Source organism: Dyella lutea, from assembly GCF_024158035.1.
GTDB classification, from domain to species: Bacteria; Pseudomonadota; Gammaproteobacteria; order Xanthomonadales; family Rhodanobacteraceae; genus Dyella_A; species Dyella_A lutea.
This window is the reverse complement of the sequence record NZ_JAMZEK010000001.1, coordinates 1129866-1154016: the sequence shown is the minus strand read 5'-3', so window position 1 is coordinate 1154016 and position 24151 is coordinate 1129866. Positions and strand designations below refer to the sequence as shown.

Sequence of the window (24151 nt, the reverse complement as noted above, 5' to 3'; positions counted from 1 at the left end):
CATCCGGGCTCACCCACGCCACGACCATGCCGCTTCCCGACCGCCTCCGCCGCCCCTTGTTCTCGGCCCTGCGCCAGGCATTCCGCCTGCTTCCGTTGCCAACGGGCGTGCGCGACCGCTGGCGTCAGCGCTTCCTTGACCGGTACACCGGGCTGGTGCCGGAGGGACCGCGCGGGCAGGACGCACCTGCGGATGCAACCTCGCGGAGGCCTTTCCGCCATGCGGGCGGTCGTGCGCTCGGCTATCGGGAGCACGTTCCCGGCGCCCTGCCCGAGCCACTCCCGGCCACGCTGGTGGCGTTCTACCTGCCGCAGTTCCATCCGATCCCGGAGAACGATGCGTGGTGGGGCGAAGGCTTCACCGAATGGCGCAACGTGACGCGCGCGCTGCCGCAGTTCGAAGGCCACATCCAGCCCCGGCTGCCCGGTGCACTGGGCTTCTACGACCTGCGACTGCCCGACGCCATGCGCCAGCAGATGCGCCTGGCGCGCGAGTACGGCATCGGCGCGTTTTGCAGCTACTTCTACTGGTTCGCAGGGACGACCCTGCTCGAGCAACCGTTGCGGCAATGGCTGGACGATCCGACGCTGGACCTCCCGATCTGCCTGTGCTGGGCGAACGAGAACTGGTCGCGGCGATGGGATGGCCGTACCGATCACGTACTGATCGCGCAGCGGCACAGTCCGGAGGACGACCTCGCCTTCATCGCGCACGCGGCGGAATACCTGCTCGACCCGCGCTACCTGCGCGTAGGCGGCAAGCCCATGCTGCTGGTCTACCGCCCGGGGCTGCTGCCCGAGCCACGGATGACCGCCGAACGCTGGCGCCGTTGGTGCCGCGAGCACGGCATCGGCGAGATCCATCTCGCCTACGTGCGGAGTTTCGACAACGTGGATCCGGCGGACATCGGCTTCGACGCGGCCGTGGCTTTCCCGCCGAACAACATCACGCCCAGGCCGATCACCGACCGCTTCCGGCTGATCAACCCCGACTTCCGCGGCGATATCCACGACTGGCGCGAGCTCGCGGCCACCGAGCTGCCGAAGCCGTCTTATACGCTTTATCCGGCGGTCAACCCGGGCTGGGACAACGAGCCGCGTCGCTCCGGGCGGGGCCGCGTTTTCATGCACGCGTCGCCTCGCTCGTACGGTGAATGGCTGCGCCGAAGCATCGCGCACGCCTCCGCCACGCAGCCTCCTGATCGGTCGCCGCTGGTGTTCATCAATGCGTGGAACGAGTGGGCCGAGGGCGCCGTGCTCGAACCGGATGCGCGGCTCGGACATGCGTGGCTGCATGCCACGCGCGCCGCGATGCAGCCCCCCGTAGAACCTGACCCGCGCCCCTGCGCCGTGATCCACGCGTGGTACCCGGAGGTACTGGGCGAGATCCTCGATCGCCTCAAAGCCTCGGGCCTGGACTGGCGGCTGTTCGTGACCACGACCCCGGACAAGTCGGATGCCGTACGCCTGGCCATGGCACGCGCAGGCACCGACGGCGAGATCGTGACGGGGGAGAACCGCGGCCGCGACATCCTGCCTTTTCTCCGGCTCGCCGACCGTCTGCTCGACGAAGGGGTGCAGGTCGTGCTGAAGCTCCACACCAAGCGCTCGCTGCACCGGCAGGACGGCGAGACCTGGCGACACGAGCTGCTCCAAGGCCTGCTGGAGCGACAGCGTGCACAGAGGATGCTTCAAGCCTTCGGCGACGATGCCTCGCTGGGGTTGGTTGCAGCGGACGGTCATATTCAACGTCTTGGCCATTACTGGGGAGCGAACCGCGAAGCCAGCGAATACCTGGTCGCCCGGCTCGGCCTGCCTCCCCTCGACCTCGATAATGAGCACTTCATCGCCGGAAGCATGTTCTGGCTGCGGCTGGATGCCTTGCGGCCGCTGTTCGACGCACACCTTGGCATCGACGAATTCGAGGCCGAGGCCGGTCAGGTGGACGGCACCCTGGCCCACGCGGTGGAGCGTGTATTCCTCCTCTCCGCGCGGCACGCCGGCTACCGGACCGATACGGCCGGACGAGTCTGCGGCGAGTCGACGCCGGATGATCGTCCCTTCCCTTACGCGCGGCGCAGCTGAGCGCGCCGGTCGCCAATAGAAAGCCCCCGCTGCGCGGTCGCTACCGGGCGACAGGACAGACAGTCTTGCCGGGCGCTCGTCCAGAGCAACCATACGCGGGCGCACGGAAAGCGCTATCGGGTTACAATGGGCGTTCGATTTCAGGCCCCTGCGGCCGGCAACTCCCAAGGAAACGCGAATGAAGATTCTGGTCGGCTACAAGCGCGTCGTGGACTACAACGTCCGCATCCAGGTCAAGCCCGACGGCACCGGCGTGGTGACCGACGGCGTCAAGCTCTCCGCCAATCCCTTCGACGACATCGCACTGGAAGAAGCCCTGCGCCTGCGCGAAAAGGGCATCGCGACCGAGGTCGTGGTCGTCGGTATCGGCCCGGCCGACCTCACCGCACACCTGCGCAACGGCCTGGCGATGGGCGCGAACCGCGCCATCCACGTGGTCACCAGCGAGGCCGTGCAGCCGCTCACCGCCGCGCGCACCTTCCTCAAGCTGGTGGAGAAGGAACAGCCGGGCCTGGTGCTGATGGGCAAGCAGGCGATCGACGACGACGCCAACCAGACCGGCCAGATGCTGGCTGCGCTGTGGGACCGTCCGCAGGCCACCTTCGCCAGCAAGCTGGAGATCGCCGACGGCAAGGCCACGGTAACGCGCGAAGTGGATGCCGGCCTGGAAGTGATCGAGGCCGAACTGCCCGCCGTGGTGACCACCGACCTGCGCCTCAACGAGCCGCGCTTCATCAAGCTGCCGGACATCATGAAGGCCAAGTCCAAGCCGATCGACACGATCGAATTCGCCTCGCTGGGCGTGGAAGCGCACGACCACCTCACCACCACCCGCTACGCCGCGCCCGCCAAGCGCAGCAAGGGCGTGATGGTGAAGGACGCGGCCGAGCTGGTCGCGGCGCTCAAGCAGAAAGGCCTGCTGTAACCCCCCATCATCTGTAGGAGCCCGCTCGCGGGCGATGCTCTTCGCTCTGAATCGGCATCAGATCAACAGCATCGCCCGCAAGCGGGCTCCTACTCGGAAAACCGGAGACATCCATGAGCAAGATCCTCGTCATCGCCGAGCACCTGCACGGCAAGCTCAACCCCGCTACCGCGCGCGCCGTGAGCGCCGCCGCCGCCATCAAGCCCGAAGCCATCGACGTGCTGGTACTGGCTGACAGCGTCGATGCCATCGCCGGTGAAGCGGCAAAGATCGAAGGTGTCAGCCGAGTGCTGACCGTCGCCCGGGCCGAGAACGCGCACCCGCTGGCGGCCGTGCTGGCGCCACAGATCGCCAAGGCGGCCAACGGCTACAGCCACGTCCTCGCGCCGTCGACGACCTTCGGCAAGGACCTCGCCCCCCGCGTGGCCGCCCTGCTCGGCGTGGCCCAGGTCAGCGACGTGATGACCGTGGAAGGCGCACACACCTTCACCCGACCGATCTACGCCGGCAACGCCATCGTCACTGTCCAAGCCGATGCCTCGCACACCGTGGTCGCGACCATCCGTACGGCATCCTGGGGCGCCGCCGCCAGCGGCGCGAACAACGCACCGATCGAGACGCTGACCGTGGACACGACGCTGCCGTCGCATACCCGCTTCGTGGAACTGCAGCAGGGCTCGAGCGACCGCCCCGACCTGCAGAGCGCAAGCAAGGTGGTGTCCGGTGGCCGCGGCGTCGGCTCGAAGGAGAATTTCGACATCATCTACAAATTCGCCGACAGGATCGGCGCCGCCGTGGGCGCCTCGCGCGCCGCTGTCGACGCCGGCTACTGCCCGAACGAAATGCAGGTGGGCCAGACCGGCAAGATCATCGCCCCCGAGCTGTACATGGCCATCGGCATCTCCGGCGCCATCCAGCACCTCACGGGCATCAAGGACGCCGGCACCATCGTGGCGATCAACAAGGATGGCGAGGCGCCGATCTTCGAGGTAGCGGACATCGGCCTCGTCGGGGACCTGTTCAAGATCATCCCGGAACTCGAGCAGGCGCTGAGCTGAGTCGAGTCGCGCGCCTCACCCTCACCGCTGGAGACCGAACAACAGCTTGCCCTAATGCCGGTCACTGATCGGCGCCACCGCGTGGCGCCCACAGTCCTGGCGATTGGTCTAGCATGAACGCCCATTTCGCCCCGGGTCGGAACAGTCGATGAATCAACACGGTCTCGCGTCGCGAGGGTCCATCCACTCCAAGTGTCCGGCATCGCAAGCCAGGACGGATGCAACATCGCAATGCCTGGCGGAGTGCAACACATGAGCCTGGTACGTGAATGGGCGCGGCTACTCCGACGCACTCCGATTCATCCGCAATGGCTGCTGGGCCGACGCAAGCCCCCCCGCGGACTGGATCAGGCCACCGGCGTGATCATGGACATCGGCGCCGCCGACCGCTGGATCTCGGCCCACCTGCCCCCGGCTACAAGCTATGTCGCGCTCGACTATCCAGCCACCGGCAACGAGTTTTACGGTGCGCGTCCGGATATTTTCGCCGATGCCTGCAGCCTGCCCCTGGCCGACCAATGCGTGGACGGCGTGGTGTGTCTGGAAGTCATCGAGCATGTACCCGATCCGGCGCGGGCAATCACTGAAATCGCACGCGTGCTCAAGCCCGGCGGCAGGGCGTGGGTGTCGATGCCGTTCCTGTATCCACTCCACAACGAGCCTTTCGACTTCCAGCGGTACACCGAGTTCGGCTTGCGGCGGGACGTGTCGCGCGCTTCGCTGGAGGTGGTTTCGCTCGACCGGACAGGGCATGCGATCCGTGCGGCCGGTCTGATGATGTGCCTGGCGATTGCAGGCGGCGTGGATGCGAGGAGAGGCGTATCCAAGACTCTCCTGCTGCCCTTTGCGCTACTCGCGATCGTCGCGACCAATGTATTGGCCTGGCTAATGTCGATCGTTTGGCCGGACTGGAAAAATATCGCCACCGGACACCATCTGGAACTGCGCAAGCGTGCAGAGCCCGCGGCGAGTGATGGAAGCACGAAATGAAGGTTTTCCTGACAAGCACCATGTATCCCCGCGATGCAGCCGGTTGGCGTGGCGTATTCATCAGGAACATGGTGTTCGGACTGGCTCGCACGCCGGGGCTCGCGCTTGATGTATGGGCGCCGCCGGGCGAGTTGCCCGAGGGTGTCGTCAGGGCCACCACGCCCGCGGACAGCAAATGGCTGGGCGAGCTCGTCGACAAGGGCGGCATTTCGCACATGATGCGTAGCGGCGGCATCCGCGCACTGCTTTCACCGATCAAACTGCTGCAGCTGCTGGCTTCGGCGTATCGCCGGCAGCGAGATGTCGACATCTATCACATCAACTGGCTGCAGTCGGCCCTACCCCTGCCAGATGACGGTAAGCCGGCCTTGATCACGGTGCTGGGCAATGACCTGAAATTGCTCAGCCTGCCACTGATGCGCCCGCTTCTGCGCCGCGTGATGCGCAAGCGAAAGGTGGCCATCTGCCCCAATGCCGAATGGATGGCGGAACCACTTCAGAAGGCATTTGGCGATATCGCCACGATCCACCCCATTTCGTTCGGAATCGATCCGGTCTGGTACGCGATTGAGCGCAAGGCTGTCACCGAAGCACCCACGCGCTGGCTCGTTGTCGCTCGGTTGACCGAAGACAAGATGGGGCCGCTTTTCGAGTGGTCGCGCCCGCTCTTCGAAGGCGGCTCTCGCGAGCTGCACCTGTTCGGCCCGATGGAGCAGACCATCGACGTGCCGTCGTGGGTGCATTACCACGGTCCGGCCGCACCGGAACAGCTCGCCGCCGAGTGGTTTCCGCAGGCTTGCGGATTGATTACGCTGAGTCGTCACGCCGAAGGACGCCCCCAGGTCATGCTTGAAGCGATGGCCGCGGGGCTGCCGATTGTCGCGTCACGCATGCCGGCGCATGCCACGGTGGTGATCGACGGGGAAACCGGGCTGCTATGCGATTCGCCGCAGAGCTACGACGAAGCACTGCGGACGCTGGAAGAAGCTTCGACCAATCGCCAGTTCGGCTTGGCCGCACGTCGGCATGTCAGCGACGAGCTGGGGACGTGGGACGACTGCGCCAGGCGCTACGTCACGGTCTACGAGCAGTTGCTCGGGGACAGCGGACGTGCCTGACGCGATCCTGATTCTCGGGGCGGGTGGCTTTATCGGCCGGAGTCTCACGCAAACGCTGGCGAAGCGGGGCGTACCCGTGATTGCGGTGAGCCACAGCGGTGGTGACACCTCCCACGCCCTGATCGAGACGGTCGCCGGGGACTTTCGGGAACCTGAGCAATTTGAACCACTGCTGCGGCGAAGTCGGGCAGTCGTGCATCTGGCCACGACGTCCACCCCAGGAACATCGGCCGCGCGGCCCCTCCAGGAAATCGAGACAAACCTTCACTTCACCGCCGCCTTGCTGCAGGCCCTGCACCGACATCCGCAGGTCGGTCTTCTGTACATGTCCTCCGGTGGCTCGCTGTACGCCGACACGACTACCGAACCTTCAAGTGAATCGGCGAGGCTTCAGCCGCGCTCTTACCATGGCGCGGCCAAGCTCGCCGCCGAGACTTTCATCTCCGCCTGGAGCCATCAGGTCGGCGGCGGCGCGACGATTCTCAGGCCCTCCAACGTCTACGGCCCAGGCCAACCCGAGCGCCAGGGGTTCGGCGTCATTCCTGCAGCGTTCGGCACTCTGCTGCGCGGCGATGTGATGCACATTTGGGGGGATGGGTCCGCCCGGCGCGATTACATCTACATTGATGATCTGGTCGAACTGTGTGCCCTAGCGCTGACCAGCCCGACAACAGCGGGCGTACGCACGTTCAATGCATGCAGCGGCACCAGCATCAGCCTCAACGAACTCCTTTCCGCCATCGAATCTGTCACGGGCAAGACGCTGCAGCGCACCTATGACCAGGGCCGCGCTGTCGATGCCTCGTGCATTGCCATGGACCCCGGCCTGGCGGCACAGGTATTCGGCTGGCATCACCGGACATCACTGGAAGCGGGCCTGCGACAAACCTGGGAGCAGTTCCGTCGTGCCGCCAAATAAGCCTTGCACCAGCGACCAGCCGATGCCGCCCGGTCGCTGCGCATGCCCGAACTCGCCCCGGCACTTTTCATGATGAAGCATCTTCTGAAGGCCTTCGGCATTTTGCTGGCGCTCGCCGCGGGCGCCTATTTCGTCCTGTATGCGCACCGTGCTCTTGCCGGCAAGGACCTCTCCGCCCTGCTCGACGGCAAGGTCGTGCTCGCAGGAGCATGTCTGACGCTGCTGTATGCCGCGTCCATTCTCACGACGTCGCTGGCCTGGACTCGCCTGCTCCGGTCGCTGCGGCAGCCGGCCCGCCTGGGCCGCCTGCTGCCGATTGTCGCAACGACGCAGTTCGGCAAGTACCTTCCCGGCAACGTAGCCCAGCATCTCGGCAGAATCGCGCTTGCGCGCAGCGCTGGCGTGACATTGTCGGCAGCCGTCTTCTCGGTTGCATACGAGCTGCTGCTCGCCCTCGTGGCCAGCGCGCACATTGGTGCGCTTACTCTGCTGTGGTCGCCACCGGCAGCGATACTGACATGGCGAATGACCGAGTATCGGTTGCCACTGCTCGTCGCCGTCACCTTGTTCGCGGTGGCGGCCCTGTGGCTGGCGCCTCGGTTCGCGGTCTGGCTTGGACGGATGCGATCGGGACCATCGTCCGGCATCGACGCGGCACCGGCCCGCCTGCACCTGGACCCGGGCACTGTTATTGCCTGCTATGCGCTCTACGGCAGCAGCTTCGTGTTGATCGGCACCGGCCTCTGGTTTGTCGCCCATGCGCTAGTCGCCGGAACGGCCACGATTCCGGGCGTGCTGTTCTTCGTGGGGGCCTTCGCAAGCAGCTGGATACTAGGCTTCATCGCACCGGGGGCTCCCGCGGGCCTCGGCATTCGCGAGGCTCTGCTGAGCGCCTGGCTCAGCGGCGTTCTCGCACCGGCAGACGTGGTTCTTCTCGTGGTCATGCTGCGTATCGCAACCACGCTGGGCGACCTGCTCAATTTTGCATGGGGCAGCGCATTTGTTCTGCGACGCCCTGCCGGTAGAGTTGACGAATAACGCGCCATGGCCCCGGCCCGCCCGGGCCTGCCTGAATGACGCATCGGCCATTGAGCCAAAATCGGGTGGCCGCCAGAATGGTGGGCCACGGCACCTTACCGGAGAAGGGCGTCACATACGCCAGATCGACGCCCCTGCGTCTCCCAGTACCAAGGAAGAGCGATGAAACTCATCATCCAGATCCCCTGCCTCAACGAAGCCGAGACACTGGCGATCGCACTGGCGGACCTGCCCCGGGAGGTCGAGGGCTTCGACTCCGTCGAGTGGCTGATCATCGATGACGGCTCTACGGACAACACCGCGGAAGTGGCCAGAGAAAATGGGGTTCATCACGTGGTTCGCCATCCCGTCAACCGGGGTCTGGCCGTCGGCTTCATGAGTGGATTGAACGCCTGCCTCAAACTCGGTGCAGACGTCATTGTGAACACGGACGCTGACAACCAGTACTGCGGCGCTGACATCCCCAAGCTCACGGCGCCCGTGCTCGCGCAACAAGCCGATATCGTGATTGGCGCACGGCCGATTGACGACACGGAGCATTTCTCCTGGATCAAGAAAAAGCTGCAGCGGCTGGGAAGCTGGGCCGTGCGCGTCGCCAGCAACACCGATGTTGCGGATGCGCCAAGCGGTTTTCGCGCCATGTCCCGCGAGGCCGCCATGCGACTGAATGTCTTCAGCGCCTATACCTACACGCTGGAAACCATCATCCAGGCGGGGCAGAGCAACCTGCGGATCGCCTCGGTGCCTATCCGCACCAATGGTGATCTGCGCCCGTCGCGGCTGGTCAAGAGCATCTCCAGCTACGTGCGGCGCTCGTTGTTGACCATACTACGTGTGTTCGTCATCTATCGCCCGCTCACCTTGTTTTTTTGGGTGGGTTCCATGTTCATGTGCCTAGGTCTTCTCGGCGGCGTACGCTTCCTATACTTCTATTCGGTAGATGGCGGCGCGGGGCATATCCAGTCGGTCATCCTTGCATCTCTATGCATCACTCTTGGGATGCTTTTTTACATGATGGGATTCATTGCCGACCTGATCACCACTAACCGCAAGCTGCTGGAACAAGTTCGCGTCCATCAAAAGCAGGAGTTTATTCCGCACCGAGAAGCAAAGGGTTTATAAGAACCGGCAGTCATCCAGCATAAACATAAAGAAGGCGGCCCCAAGGTCATGGAATCAAGCCAAAAGCGCAAAGCTCTGCATCCCGCGCTCGTCGGGGTGATTGTTCTCGCTTTTTTCCTGAAATACGCGGCCTATGCATTTTTCATTACTCCCTTGTGGGTAATTCCCGATGAAACCGGCCATTATTCGTATGTGGAAGATATCTCCCACGGAGATATACCGGTTCTGGGCCAGGCCCAGATGGGAGAAGATGTAACAGCCTCCCAATTCGGGCCGAATCAAACACCTGGCCTTAACTGGATCGCACAGCACCCGCCTCTCTACTATATGCTCGCAGCGCCGTCATTGGTCGCCGCCCGCGCCATGGGGTTGAGCTTCGAGTCTCAAGTGCGCAGCGTTCGCTTGGTCAGCGCACTGTTCGGGGCAATGACCATCTTTGGTTTCATTTGCCTGATCACCGAAGCGACCGGCAACGGAATACTTGCACTCGCCTGCGCCATCTTCTTCGGCTGCACGCCGATGTTCATCCAGCAGGCCAGCGGCGTGTCGCACGACACGCTTGTGGCTTGCTTGGCTGCATGGGCCACATTCTGGTGCGCTCGCTGGTCGACCACAAATGACTTCCGGCACGCGATCTGGTGTGCCATTTTTATTGCGCTCGGCTTGATCACGAAAGCCACGGTCCTGGCTTTGGCAATACCACTCTATTTCGCCATGAGCTACCGGCTTTGGCACCGCAAATCAACGACAACCACTGTCCTTCAAGTGATTAAGCAGGCCAGCGGACTTTGGCTGACCATGTTTCTCCCCATATGCATCTGGATGATAAGAAACATACTTCTACTGCATCACCTTATTCCGTCGTTTGACGACCCCTCCCAACAACACACCCATGTCGCAGTCGGATTTTTTGAATACATGCATGTGCAGCCGTTTTGGCAGCAATGCCTGATCAACTACGTGGGCATTTTCGTTGACTGGGGATATAAGATCCATGCATTACCAACAGCCATGCAAGTCAGCGGTTTCGCCCTAGTTTATTTTGAGGCCACTTTCTTTCTGAGCGCGATGCTGGTCCTCTTTCGCATTCTGGCGGGTCGTATTTCGCGGCGGGCATGGGTGACATCAATCGTTCTCGCAGTAGGAGCAACCACAGTCATCGCACTTACCAAAACGCATGCGCAGTTCGCGGCCATCGACTGTGGCACTATTTTGCTTGCGCTCCTAGCGACGGTGATTATCCGAGTGCGTGAAATTTCAAGCGCAACGGGTACTGCATGGCTGCTGGTCACAGGAAGTTTATGTGTGATGTTCCTTGCCCTGCTCCTGTATCAGCAAGTATGGGCCGCCTACTATGGGGAGCTCCGAGCTGCCCAAGGGCGCTATTTTTATCCAGTCATACCGTTTCTTGCGGTAGTTCTGGCTTACCCGATGCGAGGACACCATCTCTCGCGAGCTGCCCTTTACGCATCAATCGGAGCGATGCTTGTCGTCGACAACTTCTACCTCCACCACGTGCTTAAGTTTTATGGTCAACTTTGAGACCTGAAATGCGTCGATTTGCTGCCATAATCGTACTTTGTATCCTCACATTGACTGTGTTGGCACCGTTTAATGTCGCTGATCGAGTCGTTGGGAGTGAGCCCCAGCATCCGGTTCCTGCGGGGGAGTTCGTCGATGGAACCAAGGTACTTCAAGAAGGAGATATCCCCGCTTCGAACATCATTGCCGAGTTGGGCCGTCACCTATGCTTCGGCATTCAGTTTGCCACTTATGCGCGGACCAATCATGGCGCTCTAGAAATCACTTGGCGACAAGGGAAAGACCTCGACCAATGGGCCATCCGGTCCGTCCGTCTCAAGGACAACGAGTTCAAGTACTTTTGCCCGAGCAAAGGCATCGCCGCAGGGCAGAAATTCGAAATTGCCATTACCGGCGTCGGCATCAAATCCGGACATGCCCCAACCGCCTGGCTGACGGCAGACACTAGGTTAGGAGTTGCAGCAATGAATGGAGCCGACCAGAAGCGATCGTTGTCACTGCGGTTTGCTTCTATCCGCGAAGTGTCCCCCCAGCACATCATGGCCCTAGACGGGGGCGCTTATTTCTTTGGCTGGCTGGTATCGGTGTTGATCAGCGTCGCTGCGCTGCTCGCTATGAGACCGCCCGCGCTGTCCTAGGCATGAACCGACCTTTCATTCTCGGGCTTCAACGCATACTTCCAACTCACATACTGCGACCACTGTCCATGTGTACTACGCGTTGTCACCAAGTAGCGATGCTTGATGTATCAAGCTGCCGGCAACGGGACCCTACCCCGGCGAGTGCCGTGGCTTGATCGCCTTGGGCCGTCCGGTGTCCGCCTCCTGCGTCATTTAGGCTACCGTCGACGGCTGTTGCCACCAAACAGCACCCGCTCGATACGCTCCAGTTGGTTGAACCAACCATACGTTGCCATGGTGTGAGCATGCGCCCTTTCCGCCATCGCCGCATAACCTCTGAAGTCATCTGACAGCCGGCCAATGCAGTCACCCCAATCCGTACTCCTGGCGAGATAGCCGTTCTCCCCTGGCGTTATGGCGCTTGCGTAGCTGTGGATGGGCGTGGCAACGGTCAACGTTCCGACCGCAGCGGCTTCGAAGTATTTCAGCTCCGACTTGCAGTTGGTGAAACCGTTATCGACTAGCGGAACGATGTTTATCTCTACCAACGACATGATCCGCTGCAGATTGACAAAATCATGCAATGGATAGAACTCGATGCGGTCGGAATACGCCTCAAGCCCCCCTTTCAGCTCCAGAAAGCCCACAACAAGCAGCCGGAGCCTTGTGTCTTCCTTCATCGCGGCGGCAAGCGCCTTGGCTGCAACTGCAAAGTCGTGATTATGGGTTGGCGTACCACTGAAGTAGCCGATGTGGATCGCGTCGGTCCGCCGAAACCCTGAGTCCACCTTCTCTTTGAAGATGCGGTCGGAGATGGCCAGTTGCTCCCGGTTCAAAAAATTGGGGATCACTTCCGTAGGCAGGCCGGAATATTCGCTGATCTTGTTGGCGAGGTAGGCGTTGGTGGCGATGGCTGAGTCACACATGCGCAGCGTCGCGCCGATCCGGCCGATCAAACCGAACCAGGTGTCCCAGGCCTGAGGGACTTCGATATCCTGGTCCAGCGTGCGCAGAATCAGGTGCACGTAGTCCGTATTGAAGACTAGGTCGTCCACATCGAAGACGACCCGCTTACCCTGCTCACGGGCCCGGGTGATCATCTGGTTGATGTGCTGGTTGTAGCGCGCCCGGCAGATCACGATGACGTCGGCCGCATCCACCACCCGCGTCAAGTCGTCCTTGTCGTCGTTGCCGAAGAACCCGGCACCGATGTCCTGGCCCAGGCTTCGTAGTACCTGGATCATGTTGTAGACACGGTAACGGAACGTACTGGTATCGGGCCGCTCGTAGAAATACGCCACCCGGCGACTTCCCGCACAAAGGGCCCTGAACCGCTCGGAAAACGGAATGTCCCACGGGTCCTTGTAGGCGTGGGGTTGCTCAGAAACGATAAACATCGGCGACTACCTCAGGAACTCGATGACGCCGCCCAAGCTGGTCTTCCAGCACCGCGCCCCCTTCCAGTCGTCATCGCCTGGCCCAACTGCAGCACCCTCCGCCATAGCAATAACCGTCCGCAACCCGTCCAGCAGCGCCGCCGTACTGAGATCCGCACACACGATGCGTGGCGAGTAGTTACCCAGGTCCTGCTTGATGCCGAACTTGTTGGTGAGCACGAAGGAGCCCGCGGACGCCAGGTCCAGCGGCGGGTAACTGGGGTGCGGAGTCGACATCAGGCAGAACCCGGCATCCACTCCGGCAATGAAATCCCGGTATTCGCGCCATCCCATGGTGGGCAGCACCGTGGGCTCGACCGAGTCGCCCAGCCGCACCTTGGGTACGTCCTTACCGACCAAGACCACCTCCCATAGCTCAGGGGCGAGCACGCCCTCCGATACAGCCCTGTCCAGGACCTCCAGGCCGCGATAGAAGAGGTTGCGGACATTGTTGGGGCGCGCATAGAAAAACAGCTTGCGCTTGGCTTGATCCAGCCGACCCTGGCGTTGCCGGACAGGTGGCGCCGGAAAAGCCGGTTCGAACCATACGGCCGTATCCCGCAGATGCGTCATACCCGTTTCAAGCAGGTGGCGGTACAGCAACTCGGTATTGATCACGAAGCGGATATCACTTCGCAGCATGATCTCGTTGCAACGGATCCAGTCATCGCCATACGGATAGAACATCCGCTCATCTTCCTGGAGCAGATAGTCCACCTTGCGGGCTGCCACGCTGCCCAGCACCGAGGCGGTAGTCCACCAGGACGTGGTGAGGAACCTGTCGCCATCGCAGACGTCCAGCTGCGCCTTGCTATCGGCCACGTTGAGATGCACGAACTCCACGTTCCCGGGCACCATCAGGCCGTTGCACTCTAGGACCTGGGCAAAACCCCGCTCATCAGGTGCTTCCGTCCGCGTGACGACACGAAGTTTCGCCCCGCGACGGGTTGCCAACATGGCAGCCAGCAGGATCGCGGTACCAACACCGCCGAACAGCGAACCCATGTTGATACTGTCGGTGACCAGGTTAAGGCGCTCCTCAGTACCCGGTACGCTGTACACGCGCATGGGCTGGATCGCGAGGAAACGCCTGGACAAAACGGCGTGAGCCGAGGCAAAGCCCTGCCCCGATTTTGCCGGAGCACCGCCTTGGTTAGTCGCTCCAACGTCGCCGCCCAATATCTGATCTGCCGTCAACGGCCGGCCATTGATCACCCTTGCGATTAGCGCCCCGAGGCCACGGTGTCGGTAATACCAGGCGATTTTCTCAAACAGATTCACACACTACTCCATTGCAAAAGGGCATCTTGCGGCGACTCAACAATAGGGCCGGCTCGAAACACCGCCTGCGCTCATCCTTTTACTGGTGCGCTTAGGGATTGTGATGGTCGTAGCGGTCGCACGACACGCTTCAAAGCCCACCAGCGGCTACCGGCCAGATTCGAGAGGTCCTTGAGCTGATCCCTGACGCTGTGCATCTCGCTGGTGCGGGATGCCAGATCCAACTCCACATGCTGTAGCCGAGCGAGATCGGCCTGCAGCTGGTGAATTCGTTCAATCCTCTCCGCAGAGAGTGCCTCGAAGGCACCCCGCTCAGTTGTGGCAGTCGCCAATGCGGCATCCAACTGGTGGATGCGTTCTATTCTCTCCACAGCAAGAGTTTGAAGGTTGGCCTGATTGCGGACAGCCTCCTCCAATTCGACCTGCAACTGGTGGATACGCTCCAGCCGCTCCTGAGCAAGATGTCCTTGCTCAAGCCCGACCTGAGCAGCCTTGTCGCGGCTGGTGGTCACTTCATCCATAGGACCGGCGAACACCTCGGCCACAGCGCTGAATTGCCGATCGAACTCATCCAGTCGTCGCCAATTCGCGTCCAGGCTGGTTTCGACGCAAGCCGCGTGCAAGCGCTTCAGAAAGGTCGGAGGCACATATCCAAACTGGACATCCAGCCCCGAATGCGACACATCATGATGCCGCTCATCAGGCGTAAGGAATGCTTCGATCGCAGGACCAGCGTGTTCCGGGCCCGGGTCCCAGCTTATTCCAAGCTGATCAGCCAAGCGGCCTATGTGCATGCGCCAGTTCCCCAAAAGTTGCTCGTAGGAAACCAGAGCCCGGGGAATATCCGCCGTCGCGCGCAGTGCCTCGAGCAGGTGTTCTGCCCACATCAGATAGGTGTGCTGGTGGCTCCACCCGTCACGTACATGCAGGGAGCTTGCCACTTCGTAGGGGTCGCGGACGGCCAGAACCGCCTTGGCTCCAATTCCTAGACTACGCAACGCCTCAATCCACAAAGGGGCCAGCCGACACATGCGGGGGTCCTTGACCGCCCAAAGCCTTTTACCCTTCATGTCCCGCTCGATCAGCCGCGCGACCTCTCCCGCAGCCGTTCTCCCGGCGGACGAAGCCAGCCATCCTGCCGGGAGCTCTCTGGGATCGTGCCAACTCATCCCGAGCGCAGTAAGCAGCCGATCATGGATGGCAACCGCCTCGGCGTGCTCCCAGAAGCCTCGTGCATTGTCGGCCTTGGCAGCCAGCAGATCGTCTCCGACATGGGCTCCCAGAAGGTTCAGCACCCGAGTCAAGGCAGACGTGCCGCTGCGATGCATACCGAGCACGAGGATGGCTGTGCTGCTCTCGCTCATGCCCCGTCCCCTGGCTGAACCGATTCGACCTGCGGTTGCACGTGAAAATCGATGAAGCCGGTCGCCAATCGCCCAGGATCCGGCAGCACCCTAAAGGTGAACGCATCGACCACGCGGTCGAGAAATGTCTCTTCCTCTCCGACCCGGCCACGGATCCCTGCGTTCAGGAAATAGGTCCCTGGGGCGAGAAGGCAACGGAAGCGGAAGCGTACTCGCACCGAAGTTCCCGGCTCGACGACGTCGATGGCATCCAAGGTACCCGAAGTTACCGCCCCCCCGAGCTCCAGCCCGGAAACGGACTTGATCAGCATCCCGAAACGCACGCCGGTACCGAGTTGGGCAAATGACGCGCAGTAGGAAAAGACATACTCCGCCCCAGAACGGACGACGTTTACGCGTTCACCCGCCAGAGTCTCCAGGCACGGCGCCTCGATCGTCGCCCCCTGGGATGCGAAACGAAGCTGACTTTGCGACTGCAATCCCGGGTCGTAGTAAGCGTCTGCCAGTTCGGCAGCCTCAGCAATGGAAGAAGCGGCTCCGTTCCGCCCAATTGATTGGGCCGGCTCGACCTTGCCACCGGGGATTGCGTGAAGTTCTTTTCGATAGCGCTCGCGAATTCCGCTCACCATGTCTGCTGGCGCGTACAGAAGCTTCTGGTAGCGGGATACGACCTCCTTCGGGGCGCCGATTGCCAACAGCTCACCACCATCAAGCATGATCGCCCTGTTACACAGCTCCAGTACGGTACCGGCCGAATGCGAAACGAACAGGATGGTGGCCCCTTCGTTCCGGATTCGCTCGATCCGGGCAAAGCACTTCCTCTGGAACGCCTCGTCTCCAACAGAGAGTGCTTCGTCCACGATCAGGATGTCCGGCGACACGTTGATCGCGACGGCGAAGGCCAGCCGGATATACATGCCGCTGGAATAGCTTTTCACCGGTTGGTCGACGAATTGGCCGATATCCGCAAAGGCAAAAATCTCGTCCAGCTTGGCCTCGATCTGTTCGCGGGTCAGGCCGAGAAGTGTCCCGTTAAGAAAGACGTTCTCTCTCCCGGTGAACTCTGGATTGAAACCGGCGCCCAGCTCCAGGAGCGCAGCGACACGGCCACTGACCTGAACCTGTCCCGCGGAAGGGGCCAACGTTCCGCAGATGATCTGTAAGAGCGTCGATTTACCCGATCCATTTCGGCCCATGATGCCAACGGTCTCGCCCTTTCGGATCTCGAAAGAGACCTTCGAGAGCGCATGAAACTCGCTGAACCAGCGATTCTTGGCTTCGCCCACCGAGAACATCTGCATCAGCCGATGGTGCGGCTGTGCATAGATCGGGAAGCTCTTGCTGACATCGTCGACCCGGATGGAAATCTCAGATGACATCAGCAAACCCTCGCTTGGTCACCATAAAGACGCCATAACCCAGGTAGGCAAAAAGCAAGGCGACGAGGCCGTACAGACCAAGCCCCACCCAATCGGGAAAGTGCCCCCAGAGCGCCACCGCGCGAGATTGATCGATGATGAAGGTCAATGGGTTGAGCTCGAACAGCCAGCGAATACCCGGTGCAACCGCAGACAGCGGCATGATCGCCGTCGAGGTGAAGAGCAAGGCAGTCACGACTACGCTTGTGACCTGCCCGATATCCCGGAAATAGACCCCAAGGGCTGCTAGCCACCAGGACACGCCCATGGCGAGAACGAATAGCGGGGCGATGGTCACGGGAAACAGTACAACCTGCCAAGCAAACCTATGGTCAACTAAGATCTGAAGAACCAGAAACGCGATCAGACTCGTGAACAAATGAAAGAGGGCCGATAAAACCATCGGCCAAGGAAGGACCTCAAGCGGAAATACAACCCGCTTGACGTAGTTTGGGTTACCAACCACGAGCAGTGGCGCGCGACTGATGCATTCGGCAAAAAATCCGTGAATGATCAACCCCACAAAAAGAATCAACGCAAAGCTGTTCCCCCCGGAATCAGCCTGAGGCCATCGGCTTCGCAAGATATTTCCAAAAGCGAGTGCATAAACGGCAAGCATTAAGAACGGACTGATTAGCGTCCAGAGCATGCCAAAGTTGGCACCACGGTACTTGCCCTGAATCTCTCTCCTGGTCAACTCGGCGACGAGGGATCGGTGAGCGAAGGCCGTAGTGAAAATCCCCCGAGGCCAACTCGAGGAGTTGCGGATTAACTTTTCCATCTTTATACCTGAGCAGACTAAGGAGAGACTCACCCCAGGGCGAGGGACAACTCTCGCTGCAGGTCATCTACATTTTCCACACCCACCGACAACCGCACCAGCCCATCGCTGATTCCCAGCCGCTTGCGATTGGCAGCGGGTACCGACGCATGAGTCATGATCGCCGGATGCTCGATTAGGCTCTCAACGCCACCGAGCGACTCGGCTAGTGCAAAAAGCTCGCAGCGCTCGAGCATACGGCGCGCACGACGCAACCCGCCCTTGACTTCCACGCTGATGATGCCGCCAAAGCCATCCATCTGCCGTTTGGCCAAAGCGTGCTGCGGATGGCTCTTCAACCCCGGATAGATCACGCGCTCGATCGCCGGATGCTTTTCCAACCAGCCCGCCAGCTCCAAAGCGCTGGCGCAATGCGCCTTCATGCGCAGATGCAAGGTCTTGAGCCCCCGCATGGCGAGGAAGGAATCGAACGGACCGGCCACGGCGCCCACCGAGTTCTGAAGGAAAGCCATGCGCTCGGCAAGTTCCGCTGCGCCCGCGACAACAACACCCCCAACCATGTCGGAATGCCCGTTCAGATATTTGGTCGCCGAGTGCAGTACCAAGTCCGCACCGAGTTCTAGCGGACGCTGGATCATCGGAGAGCAAAAGGTGTTGTCGACCACCAGCAGGAGATCGTGTTTTTTTGCGAAGGCTGCAATCTTCGCCAGATCCACCAGCTTCAGCATAGGGTTCGTGGGTGTCTCCGCCCAGATCATTCGCGTATTCGGCCGAAGTGCTGCACGCAGGGTTTTCGGGTCGTTGAGATCGACGAAGCTGAAGTCCAAGCCGGCTGAGCGCCTGCGCACACGTTCGAACAGGCGATACGTACCCCCGTAAAGATCATCCATGGCGATGACATGACTGCCCGAATCGAGCAAGTCGAGCACCGTCGCAGCCGCGGCAAGCCCTGACGCGAAGGCGAAACCACCAACACCACCCTCGAGATCCGCCACGCAGCGTTCGTACGCCATCCGGGTGGGGTTCTGCGTCCGGGAATATTCGTACCCCTTATGCCGCCCTGGACTGTCCTGAACGTAAGTCGACGTGGCATAGATCGGGGTCATGATCGCCCCGGTGGCCGGATCGGGGGATTGTCCAGCATGGATAGCTCGGGTACCGAGCCCAAGAGCGCCCGAATTCGGCTTTGTCGCCATGGAGTGTGTCCTTGTGGGTGGGCGTGACGTCAGCCCGATATAGTACCCGGCTGCAAGGGGCTTACATGAATACGGGTTCGGCGTATCCGCGGGACCGGGGTTATCCCTGCCCCGCGCATGCGAGAATGGCTGACGTTTGCCCCAAGAAAGAATGCAGGAACCGCATGAAAACTCTACTTGTCACCGGCGGCGCCGGCTTCATTGGTGCCAACTTCGTATTGCAGGCGATCGCCGATGGCCTGCGCGTGATCAATCTGGACAAGCTCACCTACGCGGGCAACCCCGACACGCTCGCCAGTCTTGCCGGCAACGACCGTCACATCTTCGTGCACGGTGATATCGGTGACCGCAGCCTTGTCGCGCGCCTGCTGGCCGAGCACAAGCCCGACGCGGTGGTGAATTTCGCTGCGGAGTCCCACGTGGACCGGTCGATCGACGGGCCGGCTGCGTTCGTCGAGACCAACGTGGTCGGCACCCTGGGCCTGCTGGAGTGTTCCCGCGACTACTGGCGCAGCCTCGAAGGCGATGCACGGGACGCATTTCGCTTCCTGCATGTGTCGACCGACGAGGTCTATGGCTCGCTGGGCGACGAGGGCAAGTTCACCGAACTGACCGCCTATGCCCCCAATTCGCCGTATTCCGCTTCCAAGGCGGCATCGGACCATCTGGTACGCGCGTTCCACCACACCTACGGGCTGCCGGTACTCACCACCAACTGCTCGAACAACTATGGTCCGTACCAGTTCCCGGAGAAGCTGATCCCGCTGGTGATCCAGAAGGCACTTGCCGGTGAGCCGCTGCCGATCTACGGCGACGGCCTGAATATCCGCGACTGGCTGTTTGTTGGCGACCACTGCAGCGCGATCCGGCGCGTGCTCGAGAGTGGCCGCGTCGGTGAAACCTACAACGTCGGCGGCAATGCCGAGCGCACCAACCTCACTGTGGTCAAGACGATCTGCGCGCTGCTCGATCAGCGCCAGCTACTCGCTGACGGTCGCGCGCGCGAATCGCTGATGACCTACGTCAAGGACCGCCCGGGCCACGACCGCCGTTACGCCATCGACGCCACCAAGCTGCAGAGCGAACTGGGCTGGAAGCCGTCCCAGACCTTCGAGAGCGGCATCGCGCAGACGGTGGACTGGTACCTCGCCAACCAGCCGTGGGTGCAGCGCGTACTCGATGGCAGCTACCGCATGGAGCGACTGGGATCATGAGCACGAAGCGCAAGGGCATCATCCTCGCCGGCGGCTCCGGAACGCGGCTGTATCCAATCACCCAGGCGATCAGCAAGCAGTTGCTGCCGGTGTACGACAAGCCGATGATCTATTACCCGCTGGCCACGCTGATGCTGGCCGGTATCCGCGACATCCTGATCATCAACACGCCGCACGAGCAGGCGCTGTTCCAGCGGCTGCTCGGAGACGGCTCGCAGTGGGGGATCGACATCCAGTATGCCGTCCAACCTTCGCCGGACGGGTTGGCGCAGGCGTTCCTGATTGGCCGCGACTTCGTCGGCAACGACCCGAGCTGCCTGGTACTGGGTGACAACATCTTCTACGGGCATGGACTGACCGACAGTCTGCGCCGGGCCAGCGCGCGCGATGCGGGCGCTACCGTATTCGGATACTGGGTCAAGGATCCGGAGCGCTACGGCGTGGCCGAGTTCGACGCCGAAGGGCGCGTGATCGGCCTGGAGGAAAAGCCCGCCAGGCCGAAATCGCACTACGCCGTCACCGGACTGTACTTCTACGACAACCGCGTTTGCGACTATGCCGCCGCACTGAGGCCGTCACCCCGCGGCGAACTGGAGATCACCGATCTCAACCGCTGCTACCTCGACGATGGCTCGCTGCACCTGGAACAGCTTGGTCGCGGGTTCGCCTGGCTCGATACCGGCACGCATGAGTCGCTGATGGAGGCGGGCAACTACATCGAGACCATCGAGAATCGACAGGGACTCAAGGTCTGCTGCCCCGAGGAAATCGCGCACTTCCGTGGCTGGATCGACGACGAACAACTGCTGAAGCTGGCCGAGCCGCTGGCCAAGACCGGCTACGGCCAGTACCTGCGCAAGCTGGTGAGCGAGGGCCACGCCCGATGAAGGTGATCGAAACCCGCCTGCCGGGTGGGGTGGTGATCGAACCGCAGGTGTTCGGCGACGCCCGGGGCTTTTTCTACGAAAGCTACAACGAGGCCAAGTACCGCGAGGCCGGCATCGACCGCCGATTCGTGCAGTCGAACGTGTCGCGCTCCGCCAGGGGCGTACTGCGTGGCCTGCACTACCAGTGGCCGAACCCGCAGGGCAAGCTGGTCAGCGTGCTGGAAGGCGAGGTGTTCGACGTGGCCGTGGACATCCGCCGCGGGTCGCCCACGTTCGGGCAGTGGGCCGGGGTCATGCTCACGGCGGAGAACCACCGGCATTTCTGGGTACCGGAGGGTTTCGCGCACGGCTTCTGCGTGCTCTCCGACTACGCCACCTTCGCCTACCAGTGCACCGCCCTGTATGACGCCAAGGCGGATGCGGGCATCCGCTGGAACGACGCCGAGATCGGCATAGACTGGCCGATCTCCGACCCGCTGCTCTCCGACAAGGACACCAGGGCGCCGCTGCTGCGCGAAGTGGCTGCGGAGCGCCTGCCGGCTTTCGTCGCATGAAGATCCTGCTGCTGGGTGCCAACGGCCAGCTCGGCCGCAGCTTCGTCGGCGACGGCCGTCTGGCCCGGTTGGGCAGCCTGGTCACCGCCTGCCGGGACGGACAGCGCTTCGACGGCACATCGGTCGAGACCGCCGACCTGGCTGCACCGGATACCCTGGTCGACGTGCTCGACCGGATCAGGCCGGACATTGTCGTCAATACCGCCGCCTACACCGCGGTGGACCGGGCCGAGCAGGAGGAGGAGCTGGCCACGCTCGTCAACGCCGACGCCGTGGGCGTACTCGGCCGGTGGGCAAAACGGCACGGCGCCCTGATCGTGCACTTTTCCACCGACTACGTGTTCGGCGGCTCATCCAGCGTGCCTTACCGGACTACCGATGCCACCGGACCGCTCGGGGCCTACGGCCGCAGCAAGTTGGCGGGCGAGCGAGCGCTGGCATCGAGCGAAGCCGACCACCTGGTGCTCCGCACCGCCTGGGTCTATTCCGAGCATGGGCACAACTTTCTCAGGACGATGCTCCGACTCGGCAGCGAACGCGACACGCTGAGCGTGGTGTCGGACCAGCACGGTGCCCCGACCAGCACCGACGTCATCGTCGAGGGCACGCTTGCCGTGCTGGGAACCTGGCTTGCCGCCGACGACGCCGGCCGCAGCTCGATGCGTGGCATCCACCACCTGGTCGCCGGCGGCACTACGACCTGGCACGGCTTCGCCGAGGCCATTTTCGCTGCCGCCAGGGAGCGCGGCCTGCTTATGTGCACGCCGGAAGTGCGGGCCATCGATACGACGCAGTTCCCGACGCCCGCGAAGCGCCCCGCCTGGTCGGTGCTGGACACGAGCGAACTGACCCGTCGCTTCGGTTACCGACCGCCGGCCTGGCAGGATGCGCTCGCCACCGTGATGGACCGGCTCGCCGCGCGCTGATCGCTTCCCGGCAACTGGCTGGCAGCCACGGGGCGAGTAGGCGAGAATCCCGGGACCGAATTCCCTGGGCGCAATCGATGGCGATACGCCTCCGGGAGTCCCGACCAGGATCTGGAATCCATGCTGACCCCCCTCATCCTCAGCGGCGGCAGCGGCACCCGCCTGTGGCCGGTGTCGCGACGCAACCTGCCCAAGCAGTTCCTCTCGCTGGCCGGTAGCGGCACGTTATTCGAGCAGACCATCCGCCGCACCCGCGAGCTGCCGGGCGTGACCGCGCCGATCGTGGTGGCCAGCGAGGACCACCGGTTCCTCGCCGCGGAGCAACTGATGGAGGCCGGCGTCGAGGGTGCCACCATCATCCTCGAACCCATGGCCCGCAACACCGCGCCGGCGATCGCGCTGGGTGCCCTGCACGCCGTCGAGCAGGATCCCGACGCCATCCTGCTGGTGCTTCCCGCCGATCACCTGATCGGCGATACGGCGAACTTCGTGGATGCCGTGACGCGCGCCCTGCCGACGGCCGCGGCCGGGTGGCTGGTCACATTCGGCATCCGCCCGGATCGACCGGAAACGGGCTTCGGCTACATCCGCCGCGGCGAACAGCTTCCCGAAGGGGGCTTCCGGGTGGAGCGCTTCGTGGAGAAGCCCGATCTGCCCACGGCCCAGGCATATCTCGAGGACGGTGGCTACGACTGGAACTCCGGCATGTTCCTGTTCAAGGCCTCGCGCTATCTCGAGGAACTGGCCGGGCATGCGCCGGAGATGCTCGCGGCGGTGCGCGCCGCCCACGCCGCCGCGAAGGCCGACCTGGACTTCGTACGCATCGACGCCGACCTGTTCGCCCGCAGTCCGGACGACTCGATCGACTACGCGGTGATGGAAAAGACCCGCCGCGCCGCCGTGCTGCCGGTGAGCTGCGGCTGGAGCGACATCGGTTCGTGGTCGGCGCTGTGGCTGGCCGGCGAGCGCGACGCCGACGGCAACCTGCGCGAAGGCGACACGCTCACCGTCAACGCCCACGGCTGTCTGCTGCGCTCGCACGAGCGCCACCTGATCGCCGCTGTCGGCGTGGACAACCTGGTCGTCGTGTCCACCCCGGATGCCACGCTGGTCGCCCACCGCGATGCCGCGCAGGACGTGAAGAAGGTGGTGGACCAGCTCAAGGCGTCGGGCCGCACCGAGCATTCGTTCCACCGGGTGGTACGGCGCCCCTGGGGCAGCTACGACTCACTGGAGGCCGGCGAGCGTTTCCAGGTCAAGCGCATCGTGGTGAAGCCGGGCGCTTCGCTGAGTCTGCAGAAGCACCACCATCGGGCCGAGCACTGGATCGTGGTCTCCGGCACCGCCGAGGTCACCTGCGACGACAAGGTGTTCCTGCTCGGCGAGAACCAGAGCACCTACATCCCGCTGGGCAGCGTCCACCGCCTGCGCAACCCGGGCAAGGTGCCGCTGGAATTGATCGAGGTGCAGTCGGGCAGCTACCTGGGAGAGGACGATATCGTCCGCTTCGACGACGTCTACGGGCGCGCCTGAGCTTGGCCGGACGTTATCGCGGCGCTTCGGAAGAGGCTTGCGGGGGGCTTCCGCCCCGACGTCGCGACTGAAGTCGCTCCCACCATAAGCCGCAGGCTTCGTGGCTGCATGTGGGAGGGGCTTTCAGCCCCGGCGTCGCGACTGA

21 protein-coding genes are annotated in these 24151 nt (G+C 62.6%); 15 read left to right on the top strand and 6 right to left on the bottom strand.

The features are described from left to right. Positions 1-26 precede the first annotated feature (26 nt). The 10 genes from NC595_RS05115 to NC595_RS05070 all read left to right on the top strand — a co-directional run bounded on the left by NC595_RS05115 (position 27) and on the right by NC595_RS05070 (position 11434). Complete coding sequence (locus tag NC595_RS05115; protein ID WP_253565205.1) at positions 27-2084, top strand: glycoside hydrolase family 99-like domain-containing protein; 2058 nt, start codon at positions 27-29, stop codon at positions 2082-2084. A gap of 178 nt (positions 2085-2262) precedes the next feature. Then, positions 2263-3009 (top strand): electron transfer flavoprotein subunit beta/FixA family protein, encoded by a 747-nt coding sequence (locus tag NC595_RS05110; RefSeq protein ID WP_253565204.1) that lies wholly within the window; start codon positions 2263-2265, stop codon positions 3007-3009. A 113-nt stretch (positions 3010-3122) separates the two neighbouring features. Next, positions 3123-4067, top strand: coding sequence for an electron transfer flavoprotein subunit alpha/FixB family protein (locus NC595_RS05105; RefSeq protein ID WP_253565203.1), 945 nt, complete (start codon positions 3123-3125; stop codon positions 4065-4067). 252 nt (positions 4068-4319) lie between these two features. Beyond that, a complete protein-coding gene (locus NC595_RS05100) occupies positions 4320-5057 on the top strand; it encodes a class I SAM-dependent methyltransferase (RefSeq protein ID WP_253565202.1) in 738 nt (245 codons plus the stop codon). Next, positions 5054-6175, top strand: a complete 1122-nt coding sequence (locus tag NC595_RS05095; protein ID WP_253565201.1) for a glycosyltransferase — start codon at positions 5054-5056, stop codon at positions 6173-6175. Before NC595_RS05100 ends, NC595_RS05095 begins: the two co-directional genes overlap by 4 nt. Continuing rightward, positions 6168-7094, top strand: a complete 927-nt coding sequence (locus tag NC595_RS05090) for an NAD-dependent epimerase/dehydratase family protein (protein ID WP_253565200.1) — start codon at positions 6168-6170, stop codon at positions 7092-7094. Before NC595_RS05095 ends, NC595_RS05090 begins: the two co-directional genes overlap by 8 nt. A 42-nt stretch (positions 7095-7136) precedes the next feature. After that, the gene (locus NC595_RS05085; RefSeq protein WP_253565199.1) at positions 7137-8132 is read left to right on the top strand and encodes a lysylphosphatidylglycerol synthase domain-containing protein; all 996 of its coding nucleotides are present in this window, start codon (positions 7137-7139) and stop codon (positions 8130-8132) included. A 162-nt stretch (positions 8133-8294) separates the two neighbouring features. Beyond that, the gene (locus NC595_RS05080; RefSeq protein ID WP_253565198.1) at positions 8295-9254 is read left to right on the top strand and encodes a glycosyltransferase family 2 protein; all 960 of its coding nucleotides are present in this window, start codon (positions 8295-8297) and stop codon (positions 9252-9254) included. A gap of 48 nt (positions 9255-9302) precedes the next feature. Then, entirely contained in the window at positions 9303-10796 is a 1494-nt protein-coding gene (locus NC595_RS05075) for an ArnT family glycosyltransferase (RefSeq protein ID WP_253565197.1), read from the top strand. Positions 10797-10804: 8 nt separating this feature from the next. After that, the gene (locus NC595_RS05070; RefSeq protein ID WP_253565196.1) at positions 10805-11434 is read left to right on the top strand and encodes a hypothetical protein; all 630 of its coding nucleotides are present in this window, start codon (positions 10805-10807) and stop codon (positions 11432-11434) included. 200 nt (positions 11435-11634) lie between these two features. Here NC595_RS05070 and NC595_RS05065 read toward each other — a convergent pair whose 3' ends face one another. The 6 genes from NC595_RS05065 to NC595_RS05040 form a co-directional block, all read right to left on the bottom strand. Continuing rightward, complete coding sequence (locus NC595_RS05065) at positions 11635-12813, bottom strand: glycosyltransferase (protein ID WP_253565195.1); 1179 nt, start codon at positions 12811-12813, stop codon at positions 11635-11637. Positions 12814-12819: 6 nt separating this feature from the next. Next, positions 12820-14133 (bottom strand): rhamnosyltransferase WsaF family glycosyltransferase, encoded by a 1314-nt coding sequence (locus NC595_RS05060; protein WP_253565194.1) that lies wholly within the window; start codon positions 14131-14133, stop codon positions 12820-12822. Positions 14134-14204: 71 nt separating this feature from the next. Further along, positions 14205-15497, bottom strand: coding sequence for a sulfotransferase family protein (locus tag NC595_RS05055; protein WP_253565193.1), 1293 nt, complete (start codon positions 15495-15497; stop codon positions 14205-14207). Next, the gene (locus tag NC595_RS05050) at positions 15494-16876 is read right to left on the bottom strand and encodes an ABC transporter ATP-binding protein (protein WP_253565192.1); all 1383 of its coding nucleotides are present in this window, start codon (positions 16874-16876) and stop codon (positions 15494-15496) included. The genes NC595_RS05055 and NC595_RS05050 overlap by 4 nt, the downstream gene beginning before the upstream one ends. Next, the gene (locus tag NC595_RS05045; RefSeq protein WP_253565191.1) at positions 16866-17696 is read right to left on the bottom strand and encodes an ABC transporter permease; all 831 of its coding nucleotides are present in this window, start codon (positions 17694-17696) and stop codon (positions 16866-16868) included. The genes NC595_RS05050 and NC595_RS05045 overlap by 11 nt, the downstream gene beginning before the upstream one ends. 29 nt (positions 17697-17725) lie before the next feature. Further along, positions 17726-18892: a trans-sulfuration enzyme family protein gene (locus NC595_RS05040; protein WP_253565190.1), complete on the bottom strand. Its 1167-nt coding sequence runs from the start codon at positions 18890-18892 to the stop codon at positions 17726-17728. A gap of 164 nt (positions 18893-19056) precedes the next feature. Here NC595_RS05040 and rfbB point away from each other — a divergent pair, with 164 nt between their 5' ends. The 5 genes from rfbB to NC595_RS05015 all read left to right on the top strand — a co-directional run bounded on the left by rfbB (position 19057) and on the right by NC595_RS05015 (position 24006). After that, positions 19057-20106, top strand: a complete 1050-nt coding sequence (rfbB, locus tag NC595_RS05035) for a dTDP-glucose 4,6-dehydratase (protein WP_253565189.1) — start codon at positions 19057-19059, stop codon at positions 20104-20106. Then, positions 20103-20993: a glucose-1-phosphate thymidylyltransferase RfbA gene (gene rfbA, locus NC595_RS05030; protein ID WP_253565188.1), complete on the top strand. Its 891-nt coding sequence runs from the start codon at positions 20103-20105 to the stop codon at positions 20991-20993. Before rfbB ends, rfbA begins: the two co-directional genes overlap by 4 nt. Then, a complete protein-coding gene (gene rfbC, locus NC595_RS05025; protein WP_253565187.1) occupies positions 20990-21547 on the top strand; it encodes a dTDP-4-dehydrorhamnose 3,5-epimerase in 558 nt (185 codons plus the stop codon). The genes rfbA and rfbC overlap by 4 nt, the downstream gene beginning before the upstream one ends. Then, on the top strand, positions 21544-22473 hold the full coding sequence (gene rfbD / locus NC595_RS05020; RefSeq protein ID WP_253565186.1) for a dTDP-4-dehydrorhamnose reductase: 930 nt from the start codon (positions 21544-21546) through the stop codon (positions 22471-22473). The genes rfbC and rfbD overlap by 4 nt, the downstream gene beginning before the upstream one ends. A 120-nt stretch (positions 22474-22593) precedes the next feature. After that, the gene (locus tag NC595_RS05015) at positions 22594-24006 is read left to right on the top strand and encodes a mannose-1-phosphate guanylyltransferase/mannose-6-phosphate isomerase (RefSeq protein ID WP_253565185.1); all 1413 of its coding nucleotides are present in this window, start codon (positions 22594-22596) and stop codon (positions 24004-24006) included. Positions 24007-24151 lie beyond the last annotated feature (145 nt).

What these genes read in the sequence shown, in the direction of transcription:
- NC595_RS05115 (WP_253565205.1), top strand. Translation starts at nt 27, where the DNA reads ATGCCGCTTCCCGACCGCCTCCGCCGCCCCTTGTTCTCGGCCCTGCGC.
- NC595_RS05110 (WP_253565204.1), top strand. Translation starts at nt 2,263, where the DNA reads ATGAAGATTCTGGTCGGCTACAAGCGCGTCGTGGACTACAACGTCCGC.
- NC595_RS05105 (WP_253565203.1), top strand. Translation starts at nt 3,123, where the DNA reads ATGAGCAAGATCCTCGTCATCGCCGAGCACCTGCACGGCAAGCTCAAC.
- NC595_RS05100 (WP_253565202.1), top strand. Translation starts at nt 4,320, where the DNA reads ATGAGCCTGGTACGTGAATGGGCGCGGCTACTCCGACGCACTCCGATT.
- NC595_RS05095 (WP_253565201.1), top strand. Translation starts at nt 5,054, where the DNA reads ATGAAGGTTTTCCTGACAAGCACCATGTATCCCCGCGATGCAGCCGGT.
- NC595_RS05085 (WP_253565199.1), top strand. Translation starts at nt 7,137, where the DNA reads ATGCCCGAACTCGCCCCGGCACTTTTCATGATGAAGCATCTTCTGAAG.
- NC595_RS05080 (WP_253565198.1), top strand. Translation starts at nt 8,295, where the DNA reads ATGAAACTCATCATCCAGATCCCCTGCCTCAACGAAGCCGAGACACTG.
- NC595_RS05075 (WP_253565197.1), top strand. Translation starts at nt 9,303, where the DNA reads ATGGAATCAAGCCAAAAGCGCAAAGCTCTGCATCCCGCGCTCGTCGGG.
- NC595_RS05070 (WP_253565196.1), top strand. Translation starts at nt 10,805, where the DNA reads ATGCGTCGATTTGCTGCCATAATCGTACTTTGTATCCTCACATTGACT.
- NC595_RS05065 (WP_253565195.1), bottom strand. Translation starts at nt 12,813, where the DNA reads ATGTTTATCGTTTCTGAGCAACCCCACGCCTACAAGGACCCGTGGGAC.
- NC595_RS05055 (WP_253565193.1), bottom strand. Translation starts at nt 15,497, where the DNA reads ATGAGCGAGAGCAGCACAGCCATCCTCGTGCTCGGTATGCATCGCAGC.
- NC595_RS05050 (WP_253565192.1), bottom strand. Translation starts at nt 16,876, where the DNA reads ATGTCATCTGAGATTTCCATCCGGGTCGACGATGTCAGCAAGAGCTTC.
- NC595_RS05045 (WP_253565191.1), bottom strand. Translation starts at nt 17,696, where the DNA reads ATGGAAAAGTTAATCCGCAACTCCTCGAGTTGGCCTCGGGGGATTTTC.
- NC595_RS05040 (WP_253565190.1), bottom strand. Translation starts at nt 18,892, where the DNA reads ATGGCGACAAAGCCGAATTCGGGCGCTCTTGGGCTCGGTACCCGAGCT.
- rfbB (WP_253565189.1), top strand. Translation starts at nt 19,057, where the DNA reads ATGAAAACTCTACTTGTCACCGGCGGCGCCGGCTTCATTGGTGCCAAC.
- rfbA (WP_253565188.1), top strand. Translation starts at nt 20,103, where the DNA reads ATGAGCACGAAGCGCAAGGGCATCATCCTCGCCGGCGGCTCCGGAACG.
- rfbC (WP_253565187.1), top strand. Translation starts at nt 20,990, where the DNA reads ATGAAGGTGATCGAAACCCGCCTGCCGGGTGGGGTGGTGATCGAACCG.
- rfbD (WP_253565186.1), top strand. Translation starts at nt 21,544, where the DNA reads ATGAAGATCCTGCTGCTGGGTGCCAACGGCCAGCTCGGCCGCAGCTTC.
- NC595_RS05015 (WP_253565185.1), top strand. Translation starts at nt 22,594, where the DNA reads ATGCTGACCCCCCTCATCCTCAGCGGCGGCAGCGGCACCCGCCTGTGG.